The 18,020-nt window shown below is 39.4% G+C and carries 17 protein-coding genes; 10 read left to right on the top strand and 7 right to left on the bottom strand.

Annotated features, from left to right (window positions below):
* Positions 1 to 93 precede the first annotated feature (93 nt).
* Together R8N23_RS04875 and R8N23_RS04880 are read left to right on the top strand one after the other, a co-directional pair.
* A complete protein-coding gene (locus tag R8N23_RS04875) occupies positions 94 to 681 on the top strand; it encodes a Crp/Fnr family transcriptional regulator (protein ID WP_318170442.1) in 588 nt (195 codons plus the stop codon).
* Positions 682 to 749: 68 nt separating this feature from the next.
* Positions 750 to 1,310, top strand: a complete 561-nt coding sequence (locus tag R8N23_RS04880) for a DinB family protein (RefSeq protein WP_318170443.1) — start codon at positions 750 to 752, stop codon at positions 1,308 to 1,310.
* Here R8N23_RS04880 and R8N23_RS04885 read toward each other — a convergent pair.
* From R8N23_RS04885 to R8N23_RS04895, 3 genes are all read right to left on the bottom strand, one after another.
* Positions 1,307 to 1,960, bottom strand: coding sequence for a response regulator transcription factor (locus R8N23_RS04885; RefSeq protein WP_318170444.1), 654 nt, complete (start codon positions 1,958 to 1,960; stop codon positions 1,307 to 1,309). The two genes, R8N23_RS04880 and R8N23_RS04885, sit on opposite strands and share 4 nt — an antisense overlap.
* Positions 1,960 to 3,804 (bottom strand): ATP-binding protein, encoded by a 1,845-nt coding sequence (locus R8N23_RS04890; protein ID WP_318170445.1) that lies wholly within the window; start codon positions 3,802 to 3,804, stop codon positions 1,960 to 1,962. Before R8N23_RS04890 ends, R8N23_RS04885 begins: the two co-directional genes overlap by 1 nt.
* Positions 3,805 to 3,870: 66 nt before the next feature.
* Positions 3,871 to 5,019 carry an SAM-dependent methyltransferase gene (locus R8N23_RS04895; protein ID WP_318170446.1) on the bottom strand — a complete coding sequence of 383 codons (1,149 nt, stop codon included), beginning with the start codon at positions 5,017 to 5,019 and terminating at the stop codon, positions 3,871 to 3,873.
* Positions 5,020 to 5,077: 58 nt separating this feature from the next.
* Here R8N23_RS04895 and R8N23_RS04900 point away from each other — a divergent pair, with 58 nt between their 5' ends.
* Positions 5,078 to 5,935: a glycosyltransferase family 2 protein gene (locus tag R8N23_RS04900; RefSeq protein ID WP_318170447.1), complete on the top strand. Its 858-nt coding sequence runs from the start codon at positions 5,078 to 5,080 to the stop codon at positions 5,933 to 5,935.
* Here the strand turns inward: R8N23_RS04900 and R8N23_RS04905 are convergent.
* Genes R8N23_RS04905 through R8N23_RS04915 form a run of 3 tightly spaced genes read right to left on the bottom strand, consistent with a single transcriptional unit; the run spans position 5,932 to position 8,810 of the window.
* On the bottom strand, positions 5,932 to 6,825 hold the full coding sequence (locus R8N23_RS04905) for an SdiA-regulated domain-containing protein (RefSeq protein WP_318170448.1): 894 nt from the start codon (positions 6,823 to 6,825) through the stop codon (positions 5,932 to 5,934). The genes R8N23_RS04900 and R8N23_RS04905 overlap by 4 nt on opposite strands.
* 26 nt (positions 6,826 to 6,851) lie before the next feature.
* Entirely contained in the window at positions 6,852 to 8,156 is a 1,305-nt protein-coding gene (murA, locus tag R8N23_RS04910) for a UDP-N-acetylglucosamine 1-carboxyvinyltransferase (RefSeq protein ID WP_318170449.1), read from the bottom strand.
* The gene (locus R8N23_RS04915) at positions 8,157 to 8,810 is read right to left on the bottom strand and encodes a DUF4290 domain-containing protein (RefSeq protein ID WP_318170450.1); all 654 of its coding nucleotides are present in this window, start codon (positions 8,808 to 8,810) and stop codon (positions 8,157 to 8,159) included. It abuts the gene before it with no gap.
* A gap of 185 nt (positions 8,811 to 8,995) precedes the next feature.
* On the opposite strand from R8N23_RS04915, the gene R8N23_RS04920 reads away from it, so the two are divergent.
* Positions 8,996 to 9,526 (top strand): DUF2911 domain-containing protein, encoded by a 531-nt coding sequence (locus R8N23_RS04920; RefSeq protein ID WP_318170451.1) that lies wholly within the window; start codon positions 8,996 to 8,998, stop codon positions 9,524 to 9,526.
* A 242-nt stretch (positions 9,527 to 9,768) separates the two neighbouring features.
* On the top strand, positions 9,769 to 10,632 hold the full coding sequence (locus R8N23_RS04925; RefSeq protein WP_318170452.1) for a DUF1571 domain-containing protein: 864 nt from the start codon (positions 9,769 to 9,771) through the stop codon (positions 10,630 to 10,632).
* 39 nt (positions 10,633 to 10,671) lie between these two features.
* Here the strand turns inward: R8N23_RS04925 and R8N23_RS04930 are convergent, their stop codons facing one another.
* On the bottom strand, positions 10,672 to 11,859 hold the full coding sequence (locus R8N23_RS04930; RefSeq protein ID WP_318170453.1) for an acyl-CoA dehydrogenase family protein: 1,188 nt from the start codon (positions 11,857 to 11,859) through the stop codon (positions 10,672 to 10,674).
* Between the two features lie 292 nt (positions 11,860 to 12,151).
* Here R8N23_RS04930 and R8N23_RS04935 point away from each other — a divergent pair, with 292 nt between their 5' ends.
* The 5 genes from R8N23_RS04935 (at position 12,152) to R8N23_RS04955 (ending at position 18,002) form a co-directional block, all read left to right on the top strand.
* Positions 12,152 to 13,114 carry a tryptophan 2,3-dioxygenase family protein gene (locus R8N23_RS04935; RefSeq protein WP_318170454.1) on the top strand — a complete coding sequence of 321 codons (963 nt, stop codon included), beginning with the start codon at positions 12,152 to 12,154 and terminating at the stop codon, positions 13,112 to 13,114.
* A 32-nt stretch (positions 13,115 to 13,146) separates the two neighbouring features.
* Complete coding sequence (locus R8N23_RS04940; RefSeq protein ID WP_318170455.1) at positions 13,147 to 14,958, top strand: hypothetical protein; 1,812 nt, start codon at positions 13,147 to 13,149, stop codon at positions 14,956 to 14,958.
* Between the two features lie 9 nt (positions 14,959 to 14,967).
* A complete protein-coding gene (locus R8N23_RS04945; protein WP_318170456.1) occupies positions 14,968 to 16,530 on the top strand; it encodes an NAD(P)/FAD-dependent oxidoreductase in 1,563 nt (520 codons plus the stop codon).
* Positions 16,523 to 16,900, top strand: a complete 378-nt coding sequence (locus R8N23_RS04950) for a CoA-binding protein (RefSeq protein ID WP_318170457.1) — start codon at positions 16,523 to 16,525, stop codon at positions 16,898 to 16,900. Before R8N23_RS04945 ends, R8N23_RS04950 begins: the two co-directional genes overlap by 8 nt.
* 64 nt (positions 16,901 to 16,964) lie before the next feature.
* Complete coding sequence (locus R8N23_RS04955) at positions 16,965 to 18,002, top strand: DUF4421 domain-containing protein (RefSeq protein WP_318170458.1); 1,038 nt, start codon at positions 16,965 to 16,967, stop codon at positions 18,000 to 18,002.
* Positions 18,003 to 18,020: the final 18 nt, after the last annotated feature.

The following is an 18,020-nucleotide window of genomic DNA, read 5'->3' on the forward strand; positions in this document are numbered from 1 at the left end:
GAGTTTGATTCAATCCGTATTGATAGGGATATTTAAGTCCGAGGTTTTATTGTCTTGGTAAAACATCTTTTCGTTTTAGATTTACTTGAACATATGGATGCGAAGTCACATTTAAAACAAAAGGTCAATCAATTCTCTGTTCTTTCTGAAGAGGAGTGGCTTGATTTTTCATCAAGATGGAAGTCACTGACCATAAAAAAGGGAGACTTTATTATTCAGGCCGGTCAAACAGAAAAGTATTTCTACTTTGTTCATACCGGTGTGCTCAGGGCGTTTATGATTAATAATGGCATAGATGTGAGCGTAGGCTTCACCTATGATGGTGATTTTTCTGGTGCCTATGATTCCTTTCTTGAACAGCGTCCAGCGGACTGGAGTATGCAAGCTACGACAGATGCAGAGTTGCTAAGAATTGGCTATTCAGATCTGATGAATATGTTTGATTTGTATAAATCTGTAGAGCGATGGGGGAGAATTTTTAATGCTCAAATGCTTATAGGCATTGGCAGAAGGCAGGTAGAAGTAAGAAGTTTCTCAGCAGAGCAGCGTTTTGACCGTTTGTTCGAACAGAGCCCTCATATATTTCAATTAGTTTCTCAAAAGCATCTAGCTTCTTATGTGGGTATGACTCCGGAGACGTTTAGTCGAATGAGAAAGCAAAAATTGGATAAAAAGGATTGATCTGACTTTCTTGATATAGATCAATTTTTCCATTCAAAGGACTGGCTACTTTTACCAAAAAAAGCGATATGAACAAATTGGAACTAATCAACTCACTCATTGCCGATACCCAAGCGGTAAAAAATGAAGCCATTCGATTTTCATCATTAAGTAAAGCGGAATTACTGTCCAAACCTAGTCCTGAAAAGTGGTGTGTCTTGGAATGTATCGAACATTTGAATATTGCTGACGCCCATTACATTGCTCAGTTTGATAAAAAATTGATTAACGCTCCGCATTCCGGGCACAATGATTTTAAGCCTGGGTGGATGGGAAACTATTTTGTGAAGATGATCAAGCCTAAGGAGGATGGAACGATCCCTTCGCCAATGAAAACGTTGAGGAAGTTTATTCCCGAAATTAATGTACAGCACGATACGCTTTCAAAATTCATTGAAGATCAGGATTATCTTATTGATACACTTGAGAAGAGCAAATCGCTCGATCTGAACAAAATCAAGATAACATCAGCGATAGGATCAATTGTGACTTTTAAACTGGGTGACGCTTTCCGATTTCTAATCGGTCACAATCAGCGACATATCATTCAAGCACAGCAGGTACTACAGCAAATGGAAATGGTCTCTTAGGTAGGAGAAACAAGCTCATTCCTAAAGGCGAATTTGATCAGCCCCACAATAGTCTTTGACTCGGTTTTCTTAAGAATGTGTTTGCGGTGAGTGTCGACGGTACGCTTACTAATGAACAAATGATCAGCGATTTCTTCGCTAGAAAATTCTTGAACGATTAGTTGCAAGATTTCTAGCTCTCGTTCTGTAAGACATTGAGTTTCTTGTGTTATTTGCTTTTGTTTTTGAATTTTTTCGAGCATCAAAGACATCACCGCTTTGCTATAAAACGTGCTGCCTTCAGTGATGCGGTCTAGTGCATTGAGTAGCTCTTTTTTACCTGTATTTTTTAATATATATCCTTCGGCTTCGGACATCAAAATTTCCCCTACAGTTTCTCGATTGTTATGCATAGAGAGAACCAGCACCTTAATGTCATGATATTTTTCCTTTACTATTTTAACCAGTTCGGCGCCAGACATGCCCGGCATACTCAAATCCGAAATTAAGATGTCGACCTGATGCTCTTCTAGCAAATCCAATGCTGTTTGGCCGTCATTGGCATGGTGTTTTATTCGGAATTTATCCTGGCCGATAAGTAATGATTCGATACCATCGATGAACATCTGATGATCATCCACAATCAATATATCGTAGTTCTCTTTTTCCATCAGACTGCTAGTTTTAAAGAGACTTCTGATCCTTGTCCTGGTGTAGAATTAATTTGCACCATACCGTTCAAAATTTCAACACGAGAGTATATGTTTTGCCATCCGATCCCGTTCGATTTGGAGATTAGTTTAGTGTCAAAACCTTTGCCATCATCCTTGATAATAATGTTGAGCATTTCATTATTAGTTATCGTCAACCAAATGTTTTGAGCTTCGGCGTATTTGATGGCGTTGTTGAGGACTTCTTGAATGACACGATACAGGGCGATGGATTCACTTTCCGGCAAATTGATTTTTTCGGAAGGAAGTTCTACGTGTACTTTTACTTTTTGGGCATCATTGATAATGTGTACTTGTTCTTTGATGGCTGCTTCGAAACCTATAGAGATAAGCGCATTGGGCATCATGTTGTGAGAAATGTGTCTGACTTCAGTTACAGCCTCATCAATCAATTTGATAGAGTTTTCCCATTGTTTGGTCACGAGCTTTTCTACTTTGTCTTCCATAGCGGATACATTCAGTCGGGCGGTAGATAGTAACTGACCAAGACCGTCGTGTAATTCCTGAGCTATTCGTTTTCGTTCCTTTTCTTCACCTTCTATGAGAGACTTGAATCCCAGTTTTTGATTGAGCGCCTTTTCTTCAGCCAATAGGGCTCGCTGTTTTTGTTTATATCTATTGAATCCTAAGTACGTAATGAAGCCCAGGAGAATAAGTCCTCCCAAAGAGGCGTAAAACCTATTGTTCGCATTCTCCAGGTCAGCTGCCTTGAGTTCATTTTCGATGGAAAGTAGTTCTATTTCTTTTTCTTTCTTTTCTGTTTCGTATTGAGTTTGAAGACTAAGAAGGGCTTTGCTTTTTTCTACATTGAAAATACTGTCATTAAAAACCTGAGCTTGTTGAAGGTGCTTATATGCCTTTTCAAAGTCACCTAGTTCTACGTAGGACTTTTGCAGCATATCATAGCCAAATCGAATTAAATCTGTGTAGCCAATTGGGGAGGCTAGTTCAATTGATTTTTTAAAATATGGTATGGCCTTGTTGAATTGTCCTACTCCAAAATAAGCTTCTCCAATTACTACCTGATTGACAGCAACACCTTGATCATCACCAATTTTTTTCCGAATATAGGTAGAGGTGTCGATGTAGGCCAATGACCCATTTAGATTACCTTTTCGTAGTTCATATTCAGAAAGATCCAAGTATGCATAGCCTAATCCAATACTGTCGTTCATTGTACGTCGTATAGCAAGTGCCTTCAGCATAAAAGGATACGCCTCATCATATTTGTTTTGGCGCATTAGAAAATTCATTTTAAAACCGTAATAAGTTCCTAAAGTAGCAGTGTCGCCTGATAGAATGGCCGCTTCTTTAGCTTGTTCGGCAGTTTCTAAAGCCTTTTCGAATTGTTTGTTTTTATGATAGAATCCAGCTAGTTCTATGTTGGTTTTTGCTATGCCTCTATGGTTTTCTAGCGAATCGAACAGGCGTAAAGCATTTAGATAATTAGGTAAAGATTTTTTATAGTCGCCTCTCAAGTAGGTGGCTACTCCATGATATAGACTGGCATAGGCTGCTTCTTTTGTCCAGCCATTGGCTTCGGCGAGCAACTTGGCTTCTTCGGTCATTAGGATGGCACTGTCAAAGTTTAGGCTATAAATTTCGTAATAATTATCTATGACAAAATTCACAAAGACCTGGCCTTCCAATTTGCGTGCTTTCTGAAACAAAGAATCTGTTGCTCCGAAACTGGATATAGATGTGCCGAAAAATAAAAGTATACTAAAGATGTAGGTCTTTGGATTGGTAAGTCCAAAGGCTTTGGATAAGAATACTGCGAACATAACTTTCCCTTTCAAGTTGATAAAAGCTGGAATTCGCTGGTTGAATGAACTGTACTACTCGTTAAATTAAATCAATTGCTCTAAGTATTGAAAGTCGATGTGGTATTCTTTTTTTAGTGCTGCTATCTTTTGTGAAGCTTCATTAGGGTTAGTTTGGTTTGATTTTGAACCTATGAGCATGATATTTTTTCTAGTATGTTCATTGGACACAAATTCAAAAACTTTGGATTGGTAACCATGTTGCTCAAGAATCAGTGCTCTAATAGTATCTGTGACCATCTCAAAATGTCGCTCCTGAAAGATACCGTATTTCAACAATGGACTTTTTTGTGACTTGCCCTTTACTTGTTGACGTACCTGCTTATGACAGCAGGGAGCGCATACAATAAGGTCTGATTTGGCTACAATGGCTTTTGCTAAGGCATCATCTGTCGCTGTATCACAAGCATGCAGCGCGATTAGGATGTCAATGTCGTCTTCCTGAAATTCTTCAATTCGTTGATTGATGAAATGAAGTTTTTCGAAGCCGCATTTATTTGCTTTTTCATTACAGAAATCGACTAGCTCTTGTCGGAGCTCAATACCTGTGATAGTGACGTCCAATCCTTTCCCATTCTGAATAAAATCATACAATGCAAAAGTGAGGTAGCCCTTGCCTGATCCCATGTCTACTAGTTTTAGAACCTTTTTTTTGACATGAGCCTCCATTTGATGATCCATGATTTCCAAATACTTATTAATCTGGCGGTATTTGTCGGCCATTTTTGGAATGAGTTCTCCTTTGGAATTTGTAATGCCCAGTTCGTAGAGATATGGAGCGTCTAATGGTGCTCGTTTCTCCTTTTCTTTGTTATGTGTACTTGGCTTTGTGGAACCTGTAGCTTGGGATTCAATGATTGTTACGTTGCCCTTCTTATTGATCATCATTTGCCAGGTAGCTTGCGAGGTAAGCAGCGTGACGTGTTTGAATTTTTCTGTCAATTGAGAGTCAAGTTCAGCAAGTCCTTCCTCCAGTTCAAAATTTTTGGTAAGGTCTTTTGTGAGATGGCGGTAGTTAAAGGAGAGCTTTTTATTCCCTTTCAGGTCAATTATTCGAATGAATATGTTTTGCAGTCCATTGGACTTATATCTTGGTTTACTTAGCGTAAGTTTACTAAACTGATCTAAACTAATGGCTTCACTAACCTTTTCTATAAACTCCTGGATGCTATTCATAGCGCAAAAGTAACAGGTTCTCGTTTTTTTGACTTTTTTTGAGTCACATTCCTCAGTTATGAACAAAGTATCTGTCATCATCCCTACTCATAATCGATCGACCCAGCTAATCGCAGCGGTTGAGTCGGTGTTAAAACAGGGGGTAGATGGATTAGAAATTATCGTTATCGATGATCATTCAGGCGAGAAGCATTATGCAAGTATTGAGCAATTGGCTCAAGCAAATGATCAAATAACTGTTATCCAAAATGATCAAAACCTTGGTGTTTCGGCTTCGAGGAACAAAGGGCTGGATATGGCCACTGGTGAGTTTGTTTTATTCCTTGATGATGACGATGTTTTATTGCCTGACATGTTAAGTCGATCACTGGAGACCATTCAAGAAGGTAATATGGATTTGGTTTCTTCTAGATCCAAAGTGGAAGGTAGTGGTATCGCTCGAGACAAGCTGGAAAGATACAATCGACAACAAGCAGAAAAACTAAATGTCTATGCTATGAATAGCCATCCTTCTGAGCATATTTTCTTGTATGCCCCTCAGATTCATACTTTTTTGGTCAGGCGATCGACTATAGGAGGGACTCGATTCTCAACAGATTTGAACTATGGGGAGGATATTATGTTTTGGTTAGCCCTTGTTGACAAGAATATTTGCTGTGAGAAATTAGATTTTGCAGGAAGTAGTTATAAAATCCAGGAAGATGGCCTTTCTCAGATGGCTGATTATCACTCCAAAATGCTTTTTTATAAATTTCTACTGGCCAAAACGAAGGGTAATAAAATAATAAGGAATCTGTGTTTTCTTAAAATGGCCTATGTAAGTCTATCCGAAATGAAGTTGAACTTTTTTATATGGATATTCAAGGCCATGGCAAACCCTCTATTGTTTTTTAGACATGTTAGAGTTTACCTCTAAAAATCTTTGGGTCTTTTAAATTTTAAAATTACTGGAGAATTGCCTTTCATCTGATAGGTTTTTATTGCATGATCGCTTACTTCATGACCATTGTTATCCAAACCTATCCATATCTCATCTTCCAAAAGCAATAGAGCTTCTGCCATGCCATATTTTTCGCGAGCATAGAGTTTTCCATCAGGGTGACTGGCAATGTGTTTATAGTGATATTTTTGGAGTACTTTTTTTTGCTCGATGTCCACTTTGGTTACGAAGTTTCCATTTCGTTCAAGCAGATACAAAAATCCATTTTGGAATTTCACATCTGAAAAGTCATTGCTATCATGCTGGGGAATATCAAACTGTTCCAGAATCTGCCTGTTTTTCATATCAACACTGATGATATTTCTCGGCTGTCGCTCTTTGACCAGATACATGACCTGATTTTCGCAGTCAACAGCTAGTCCTTCCCACCCAGCATTTTTCCAAGTCTCTGGTTTCAACTGGTAATCTTCAAAATTGATGGATAACTGAACTAAGTTATCGCTTTTTGACTGTAGAAGATTGATGGAACCCGTAAACTCGTTGGCTAAATAAAAATTGCCATCACAATGATCTATGGCTTCAAGGTCTAAACGCTCGGAACTGAGTATTTTTCTTGCGCTATCTACAGACCAGCTGTTCTCAGTAAACATGATAGAATAGAGGTAAGTATTCCATGGTTTGTCGGCTACTGCGTAAATGGAATTGCCTACTTGGGTAATGCCACTAAAATCAAAATTTAGTGTGTCATTTTTTTCCAGTTGATGAACTGAAAGCAGTTCGAGTTTAGGGTGCCCGTTTTTTACCTTTGGTGTGTTAATCCAATGGCAGCTTAGTAGTAATACCAGGCTGAAGGTTAATATTCTCATTTTACGCTACTGAAGATTTAACTAGATTAAACCCTTTCTATCATAGCTCCAATAGCATTTAGGCGCTGATCAATATTTTGATATCCCCTGTCAATTTGCTCCACATTGTGGATCACACTTTCGCCTTCGGCTGACATCGCAGCAATAAGCAGGGAAACACCAGCTCTAATATCGGGAGAAGTCATCTGAATTCCACGTAATGGTTGTGATTTGTTTAGTCCTATGACGGTTGCTCTATGTGGATCACAAAGAATGATTTGTGCTCCCATGTCGATCAACTTATCAACAAAGAACAATCTGCTTTCAAACATTTTTTGATGAATTAAAACAGTTCCTTTCGCTTGAGTCGCTGTCACCAACGCAATACTCAACAAATCCGGAGTAAAGCCTGGCCAAATAGCGTCGGCTATGGTCATGATGGAGCCATCTATGAATGTCTCAATTTCATAGTGTTCCTGCGCTGGGATATGAATGTCGTCACCTTTGAAATCCATTTTGATACCCAACCTTTTGAAAATATCAGGGATAATTCCCAGATGCTCAATACCAGCATTTTTTATGGTAAGATCAGACTGTGTCATGGCCGCTAAGCCAATAAAACTTCCAATCTCAATCATATCTGGAAGCATGGTATGCTCGGTGCCTCCAAGTTCTTCAACTCCTTCAATGGTCAAAAGATTGGAGCCAACTCCCGTGATTTTCCCGCCCATGCGGTTGATCATTTTACAAAGTTGCTGCAGGTAAGGTTCACAAGCCGCATTGTAGATGGTAGTTTTGCCCTTGGCTAAAGAGGCAGCCATAACAATGTTTGCCGTACCAGTTACAGATGCTTCATCTAGCAACATGTAAGTACCTTCCAGGTGAGAGGCATCTATATTATAGTAGCTCGTTTTCTTTTCGTATTTGAATTTTGCTCCAAGTTTCTGGAACCCATCAAAGTGAGTGTCCAGCCTTCTTCTACCAATTTTATCTCCTCCCGGCTGAGGTATTTTTCCTTTTTTGAATCGAGCCAGCATAGGGCCAAGAATCATGATTGATCCTCGCAGCGAGCTAGCCATCTTACGATACTCTTCTGTTTCCAGGAAATGGATATCTACATCATCGGCTTGAAAAGAATAAGATTCTTCTCCTAATTTTTTCACTTTTACTCCCATCTCCTGGAGCAGTTCTATCAGCTTATTGACATCCCTGATGTTCGGGATTTTATGAATAGTGACTACTTCTTTAGTAAGAAGTACAGCGGATAAAATTTGAAGCGATTCGTTTTTGGCGCCCTGAGGGATTATTTCGCCATTTAGAGCATGACCTCCAACGACCCGGAATGAAGCCATTTATCTTCTTCTTTTGTGATTGGAATTTCTTTTGTTTCTGTGATTTCTGTTTCGATCGTTGCGGTCATTATTGTCGCGATCGGTACGTCTTTCTTTTCGGATTGGTTCGAACAAGTTACCTTCCTTCACTTTTTCCATATCAATATCCAATTTATCCTTCGATAGTTTACGGATGTTTTTGTAAACCACGTCGTCTTCAATGGTGTCTCTATTGTATGAATAGATAAAGGTTTTCATCAACTTGCCAATATGAATAATGGCAGCTTCTTGTTCTTCAGCATCTTCCAAGGTTATAGCTTTGTCAACCAATAACTCAATATTCTTACCGAAATGACGGAAGGTGATGTCTTTGCCAGAATAAGCCATTTTTTCAGGCTTCTTTTCTAGAATTTCTTTATTTGGAGTAGGAAATGGACCATCAATATCTACCGTAAAGTTAGAAATGATATGAAGGTCGTCCCATAGTTTTTGTTCTACTTCAGGAGTGTTTTGCATGGCTGGGTTGATTTGTTTCATCAATTCCACCAACGTAGCAGCCTTTTTAGATCTTTCTTCTTTGTCTTCTATCGTATTGAGATGAGCGACTAAGTCTTGTACGTTTCGCCCGTATTCTTTTAGAGTGACATCCTCTCTAATTGTATTGTATTCTATCATGAGATGTGATTTGCGCTTTATGCAAGGTTCAAAATTAACCCTTTAATTAATATAACATAGTACTGAATATATTTTTAAACCAAAAAACGGATGATTTAGGCAATAGAAAGAGATATTTAATGACTGTTGTAACTCGGTGATCCAATTTGGAGTACTAACCCTATCTATATCTCGAAAACTAAAATATGATTAAAAAGATACTTTGGGTGGTTGGTGCCGCAGTAATACTGTTTGCCACTGTAATAATCTATCAGATCGCAACCACTAGAAAGCATAGTCCACCTGCCACAGCGGAGCTGATAACCAAAGCATTCGAAATCAAAGTAAATTATTGTAGACCCTATAAGAAAGGAAGGGAAATTTTCGGGGAGCTCTTACCATACGACACCTATTGGCGAACAGGCGCCAACGAACCTACCATCATTACTTTTTCTGAGGATTTTACATTCGGTGCAAATATTGTTCAGGCAGGAAGTTATCGTTTATATACTATTCCCAGAGAGAAGGAGTGGGACGTCATACTCAACGGAGAAACTGAAAAGTGGGGATTGTGGGAGCCTGATTATAACTTGGACGTAGCCAAAGTGACCGTGCCCGTACAGCAATCAGATTCATGTGCAGAACAGTTTTTAATAAAGCTTACTGAAAATAAAAATGGAGTCGAATTAGCCATGATTTGGGACTTGACCAAAGTGGTTGTTCCAATAAAAATCTAAAAAATATAAGTTTAGCTGCAACTTTTTGACTGGGAGTGACATCTTATAGATGTACTCATAATAAAATGAGGTCAGAAGAGACGCTTCTGAACCCCAATGGTCAAAAACAGTTAAAAATGAAAAACAGGTGCTACTCAAGTGGTACCTGTTTTTTTATGGCCATTATAGATGTGCCACTAAATTTTCTTAGCTTGTGCTCAATTCAAATTTGGACGGGCCAGATTTCTTATTCAATACTATTTATGACAAGGACTGGTTTGTGCACCCTTCTTTTATTTTTTGTTTCTGCTTCTGCTTTTGCTTCGGGTCCATTATCTGACTCATTGACCGGATATGGCATCGCCAAACAAATGTTTGAAACTTCAAGCCAAATTCAGGCACTTACTTATACCATTACAAAACAGGAACGAATAGATGGCAAATTGACTAAGCAAGTGTCATTTACGAAAATGCAGAAAAACCCATACAAGGTTTATCTACGCCAGTCTTTTCCAAACGATGGCATGGAAGTGCTCTATGTGGAAAATGAAAACAATAACAAAGCACTCATCAACCCGAATGGATTTCCTTGGTTAAATATAAAATTAAACCCGATGGATGGAATCATGCGCAGTGATCAGCATCACACGATCTTCCAATCAGGATTCGATCATGTCGTTTCCATTTTAGAATATTTATGTGATAAATACCAGAATGAAATTGATGATATGGTAGTATACAAGGGAATGGTTGAACAGCAGGGGCGGCGAGGATTTGAAATATCCTTTAGCAACCCATATTTTGAAATTATAGATTACACTATAGAAGGTCAAGAGACCTTAGAAGATGTGGCAGCAAAATATAAGCTCAGTGCCTATATGATTCTTGAGTGTAATCCAAAAATTAAAACGTACGAAGATGTAGAAGCTGGTCAGATCATTAAAATACCCAATGATTACTCACCAAAATTGAACCTAGTCATTGATGCTGAAAAGTTCATTCCGTTAAAAATGGAAGTAATTGATGATAAAGGACTCTTCGAACAATACGAATATTCAGATGTGGTGATTAACCCTGTCTTTAGTAATCAGGATTTTCTATCTGAAAATGAAGCTTACGGGTTTTAGAGCCCTTTCAAAGTTCTAAACTTTGAAAGGGTAGTCTAGTTACTTAAAAGCAGGAATTCCTGTAATCTCTTGTCCCAAGATCAGCAAATGAATGTCGTGAGTGCCTTCGTAGGTTACTACAGACTCTAAGTTCATCATGTGACGCATCATTGGATACTCTCCGGTTATTCCCATGCCACCATGAATTTGTCTTGCTTCTCGTGCTATGTCTAGTGCAGTAGCTACCGCGTTTCTTTTTGCCATGGAGATCATTGGAGTTGTGGCTTTTCCTTCTTCAAACATTTTACCCAGTTTCCAATTGAGCAGCTGAGCCTTGGTGATTTCTGTCAACATCTCAGACAATTTCTTTTGAATCAATTGGAACGATCCTATAGGCTTGTCGAATTGGATTCTTTCGAGTGAGTATCTTCTGGCCGAATCATAGCAATCCATGGCTGCTCCAATAGCTCCCCATGCGATTCCGAACCTCGCAGAGTCCAAACACATCATAGGAGCACCTAGCCCGCTTTTGCCAGGTAACAAGTTTTCTTTTGGCACTTTCACGTTGTCAAAGACCAATTCTCCAGTGCAGCTGGCGCGCAAAGACCATTTACCATGTGTTTCAGGAGTAGAAAACCCTTCCATGCCTCTTTCTACCACCAGACCATGGATTCTACCTTCTTCATTTTTAGCCCAAACCACGGCCACATCGGCCTTAGGCGCATTAGAAATCCACATTTTTGCTCCATTGAGCAGGTAGTGATCTCCCATATCCTTGAAGTTGGTCACCATGCCGCTGGGATTAGAGCCATGATCAGGTTCCGTCAAACCAAAGCAGCCTAGCCACTCACCCGAAGCTAACTTAGGTAAGTACTTCATGCGTTGCTCTTCATTTCCAAACTTGTAGATAGGGTACATTACTAAAGAACCCTGAACAGAGGCGGTAGATCGCATACCGGAGTCGCCTCTTTCAATTTCTTGCATGATCAGGCCATAAGAGATATAGTCCATGCCACCACCGCCATATTGAGTCGGAACAGTAGGTCCAAAGGCACCGATGTCTCCAAATTTTTTAACCATCGAATATTCGAAGTGGTTTCTTTCAGCCCAATCTTCGATGTTTGGAGTGATTTCTTTTTTTACAAAATCCCGAATAGAACCTCGGATCATTTTGTGTTCTTCGGTCAATAAATCATCGATTTGATAAAAATCTGGTGATTCGAATTCGTCAGTGAAATTTGATTTCATAAGAAGGGCTGTTGTTTAAAATTGTTTACTAATTCATTCAGGGCTCAAAATATTACCGTTTTAGGTAATTATGAAATTTGCTGCTTGCTATCTGTCATAATCTTTCCAACAAGTTAAAATCGTATCAATCAAAAGATTATCTCGTTTTTAAAAATGATCTATGTCAGCTTAGGCAATATTTTGAGTAATTATCACATGGATTCCATGTAGTTTGTCGAATAATTACTTTTGATCTTTGTAGGTTGTTCAAAATTAGACCCAAATTTACAACATTAAACGACACAATACCCAAATGACAAATTCGAAATTTGATAGTAAAATATTGGATCAACTCCAGAAATTAGAGGAAAAGTATGAAGCCATGGGACAGGACTTGTCTTCCTATCTCGATGGTCTTTTGCACGCAGATTATCTCACCTATTGGGACTACATCCATTTGGATACATTACTCAGTTTACAAAACCCAAAAACTCAATTTCCTGATGAAAAAATCTTTATCATTTACCATCAGATTACAGAGCTCTACTTCAAATTAATTTTAAATGAAATTGAACAATTAGCCTTTGATGATGAAATAGATGCTAATCAGTTTCTTCTTAGAATCAACCGAATCAACCGTTACCTACTGCATTTAGTGGATTCTTTTGATGTGATGATTGATGGAATGGATCAGAAGCAATTTCTGGACTTCAGAATGTCTTTATTACCTGCGAGCGGGTTTCAATCCGCTCAAATCAGAATGTTCGAAATTTCATGTACAGACTTGTTGAATTTAGTCGAAGAGTCTAAACGACCTGAAATGAAATCGGAAGATTTGGGGGAAATGTACAATCACCTATATTGGAAAAGAGGTGCAACCGAATTGGCTACTGGTAAAAAGACGCTGACGCTTAAGCAATTTGAGAATAAGTATTCCGAGGAGTTTTTGAAGTTGGCCAAAAAGTATAAATCAGCCAATATTTGGAAAAAGTATGAGGCTAATTACAAGTCAGGTGATCAGAAGGAGACAATTGTCGAAGCTTTGAAAAAGCTCGATCAATTGTCCAACGTGCAATGGAGATTGGCGCATTACAAATCTGCTGTGCGTTATTTGCAAAGGGATCCGGAAGTCATTGCGGCTACAGGTGGCACGAATTGGCAAAAATATCTTCCACCAAGGTTTCAACGAGTCATATTCTTTCCAGAATTATGGAGTCAAGAAGAAAAGGATAACTGGGGTAAGAGTTGGGTAGACGAGACAGTTTTTAAAAAGTAGGATTGAGATTATTTCTTTATATATCGCTTTCTATGATGAGTACTATGCTTTGCGCACAGGGCGTAGTACTCAAAACATACTACGATCAAGACAAAAAAGTAATTAAAGAAATTTTGTCGGTGGACGACACCATTTCGAATCAGCTCAATGGGCCGTACGTATCTTTTTATCTCTCTGGAACAAAAAAATCTGAAGGTAGCTATACCAACAATAAAGCCTCTGGGGATTGGACCTACTATTTTGAAAATGGGAAGGTTCGACAAACGGGTTCTTTTTTACATGGACGTACGGTCGGTATTTGGTCCGATTACTTTGAAAATGGAAACCTACGGTCAGAGGGCATTTTATCCAACAACAAAAAGGGTGGGGAATGGTCTTACTATTACGAAGCTGGTAGCCTAAAGAGTAAAGGTCAATACGACAATGGAATTCGTACGGGTATTTGGAGCTATTACTATGAGGAAGGTGGATTGAAAGCCCAAGCTGATTTCAAGAATGGCAGTGGCATATATAAGGAATTTTATGTGTCTGGCCAATTGAAAATGAAAGGACTAAATAGAGCAGGAAAAAGTGATAGCCTTTGGGTCTATTATTTTGAAACGGGAGAAAAAATGGCTGAAGGATACTTCAAGCAAGGATTAAAAACAGGGCCATGGAAGTACTTCTACAAAAATGGTAAACTATCTGCGGAAGGAGGATATGAAAAAGGCCAGACCCTGGGCAATTGGATCTATTACTATCCAGATGGAGCTAAAAGTGCAGAAGGGTTGCAAAAAAATGGAATCAAGGATGGATACTGGAAGATGTTTTATGAGTCAGGTGAAACCAAAGGAGTAGGTGAATTTGACGAAGGTACTGGTGCTTACAAAGAGTATTATATCAGTGGGAATCTCAAGGTCAGCGGGCAGTTTAAAGGGGATTACAATTTTGGAAAGTGGACTTATTATGATGAGGAGGGCAACATAGAAGGTTCTGCCATATTCGACGAGAAAGGCAAAGGCGAGTATGAGGGCTATTATCTGAATGGTAATCTTAAAATGAAAGGTCAACTATCTCAGGGAAGAAGAGAAGGGGAATGGACCCTATATAAGCGCAATGGTGAAGTGGCAGGTACTTATCTGCCAGTGTATGGCGAAAACAACCCTGTGTTTTTGAAGAGCGAAACTTTTGTACAGCAGGCTAACGACGAAGAGTATGAGAAGCCGGAATATAAATTCAAGAATAAAAAATCTAGGTATTTCACTCCACGTGTAAATGAATATAAAGGAGTAATTTTTGGATCGAATCCGCTTTATTCACTTGTTGGCTATATGCCACTTGCGGTAGAATACTACCTCCAGGAAAGGCAAGGGTACGAACTGATATATGCTTATCATCGGAAGCCATTCTTTGAGAATCATGGAAATATGCCAACTGGCGATTTGTTTTCTACAGGGTCAAGCCTGAAAGTACGACAGAAATTTTACAGCGAAGATCAGACACTTGGTATGTTCTATTTTGGTCATTTGATCGGGGCAGACTTCATCAAGCATGCCGCAAATGTAAGCGACGGAGGAACGCTTAGTACTTCCCAAGTTCAGTCCAAAGAAAACAGGTATTACTATGGAGTGTTCATCGGAGACAGATGGCTGAAAGACCCGGCGAATGCAGGACTGACCATTGATGTATACTTTGGTGTTGGAATAGGGAGGCGTAATTATACAGCGCAATACAGTGGAAATACTTATGATCCAATCTTCAAAGACGTCAATCAGTCCGGAACATATATCCCAATCTTTTTTGGAGTAAATATTGGTTATCTCGGATTCAAAAAGACCAAGAATCCAATACCTTCGTCTCGATAAATCCCTAGTATGAATAAAATTCTGAAATACAGGCTAAAGCCGGAAATTGCTCTAGATGAATCCAATTTGGATGCTTTTATATCACCTAAGATAAAAGGAGGAGCGAATTGGAAACTGTTGAAGCGATCTATAGATGCCAGAGGGCGAAAAGTCTCTGTAGACGTAGAAATTGGCTTGTACGAAGGAGAGAATGACCCGTGGTCTTTGGCTTATCAAAAGCCCGAAACCAATGTATCCAGCCGACCAGTAGTTTTGATTATTGGTACTGGGCCTGCTGGGTTATTTGCAGCCCTCCGGTGCCTGGAAATGGGTGCAAAACCGATACTTTTTGAAAGAGGGAAAGATGTCCAGGGTCGTCGCAGAGATTTAGCTAAAATCAACAAGGAACATATTGTCAATCCTGATTCAAATTATTGCTTTGGCGAAGGAGGTGCTGGAACTTATTCAGATGGCAAGCTATACACTCGATCAAAGAAGCGAGGTGATGTACGAAGAATTCTAGAGATGCTAGTGGTGCATGGTGCAAGTGATGATATTTTGAAAGACACGCACCCTCACATTGGAACCAACAAACTCCCTAAGGTAATCGCGGACATCCGTGAGACCATAGTATCACACGGAGGCGAAATCCATTTTAATAGTCGAGTGGTAGACTTTATTATTGATAAAGAGGAATTGAAAGGAGTGGTATTGGCCAATGGAGATCAGCACAGAGGTGAAGGTGTGATTTTGGCTACTGGTCATTCTGCCAGAGATATTTTCGAGTTGCTTGAGAAGAAAGCTATTACTATCGAGTCTAAACCTTTTGCCTTAGGCGTTCGTGTAGAGCATCCTCAAACGCTCATTGATAGTATTCAATATCATTGTGACAATAGAGGTAAATATTTACCAGCAGCACCTTATGCACTGACTACCCAGACAAGACTCGACAATGTACAGCGAGGTGTATTTTCATTTTGCATGTGCCCAGGAGGATTTATCGTGCCATCTGCTACTGCACCTGGTGAAGTAGTTGTAAATGGGATGAGCCCTTCCAGAAGAGATTCAAAGTTTGCCAATTCTGGAATAGTAGTAGCCATCGAAAATTCGGACTTAAAAGAATATCAAAAACACGGAAACTTTGCGGCCTTGGCTTTTCAGTCGGAGATTGAAAAGAAGGCTTGTGAAGCTACCGGTGGACAACAAAAGGCACCTGCCCAGCGATTAAATGATTTTATTGGCGGTAGACTATCGGCCAATCTACCAGATTGTTCTTATCAACCTGGACTAGTTTCTACTCAACTTTCAGAAGTACTGCCGAGTGCTATATTCAAACGTCTTCAGATGGGTTTCAAGGATTTTGGCAAAAAATCTAAGGGCTATGTGACCAATGATGCGGTGGTGGTAGGAGTGGAAAGCAGAACTTCTTCACCAGTTCATATCCCAAGAAAAAAGGACACCTGGGAACATATTCAACTCAAAAGGTTGTTTCCTTGTGGAGAAGGCGCAGGCTATGCTGGAGGCATTATGTCAGCAGCGATCGACGGAGAAAAATGTGCTGAAAAATTGATAGAGCAATATATAAATGTCTGAAAATAAAAAGTTGACGGTTGTACTTGGTGCAACAACAGACCCCTCACGATATGCTTATTTGGCTGCAGAAAGATTAGAAAGTCACCATCAACCATTCAAATTGGTGAGTATTAAGAAAGGCGAGCTTTTTGGACAGGAGTTTTTGGATTTGAAAACTAAGCCAAGTATTGAGGGGGTAGATACAGTCACGTTGTATATAGGAACTGCCAGGTTAACGGAATGGATAGATTATATTCTGAGTTTACAACCTAAACGCATCATCTTTAATCCAGGGACAGAAAATATGCAGTTGGCCAAGGCTGCCGAGGCCATGGGGATCGAAACGGTATTTGGTTGTACATTAGTTATGTTGGGTACAGGTCAATACTGACCATCTAGGAATTTTTAGCTGAGTGCTGTACATTTATTCTCACATTTGTACAGAATTAAACACCATGTGGAAGGATATTTTGTTGTGTTTGTTATTGATGTCGGCCTTACCTTCCTGGGCACAGGAAACGGAGTATACTTTTATGCAGACCAGACCACTTAATGAAAAATTCATTGTGGACTATTCAGATATGCTTTCTGTCAAACTTTATGGAAGCCTCAAATCTAATGTCATTGCACACGTCAATCACGAAACTGAAAAGGAAATAGAATACAAACCCAATGAGAGCTTGAATCTTGGCTTTGGAGTTGGATATAGGTGGTTTGGGCTTGATGTCGCATTTAATTTTCGGGGGGTTAATCATGATAATGGTCAATTTGGTAAAACGAAGAGATTTGATTTTCAATCAAGCATATACACAAGAAAATTTGCAGGCGACATTACTATTCAGCGGTATAAGGGATACTATTTGTCGAACCCTGAAGAGTATATTTCAAATTTCGATCCTGACGGACCATACCCTATACGTCCTGATATTAGTACCCGAAGATATGGAGCTAGTCTGCTTTATGTTTTTAACCACGACAAATTTTCCTTTAGGTCGGCCTTTATTTACAATGAGCGTCAGATAAAAAGTACCGGTTCTTTTTTGGCTGGTCCATTTTTTAGTTATTTCCGAATGGATGCAGATTCCACTTTAATAATTCCAGAAGCAGAGTCTGAATTTGACCTCTCACAAGACTTTCGAGGGAGTGAATATATCCGATACGGGTTGGCTGGAGGGTATGGTTACAACTTGGTACTTGGTCATCGAGTATTTATCTCACTTAGCCTGGTGATTGGACTTGGTCCAGAAATCAAGAAAACCCCCGAGATAAATGGAATGGCTGCTAATACCGAATCAAAGTTCACCGGCCGTGCAGCCACCAGAATTGCAATAGGATATAATGCACCTAAGTTTTATTGTGGCATCTCTGCTGCAGGTGTATATGCTGGAGAGCGCGATGAAACGGAGGACTATTTGGAACGAGGGGTGAGCAATGCTAAAATTTTCATTGGGAAGCGATTTGATCCACCAGAGTTTCTAGTTCGCAAAAAATAAAGGTGTACCGGTTAATAA

This window comes from Reichenbachiella sp., from assembly GCF_033344935.1.
Lineage (GTDB): Bacteria > Bacteroidota > Bacteroidia > Cytophagales > Cyclobacteriaceae > Reichenbachiella.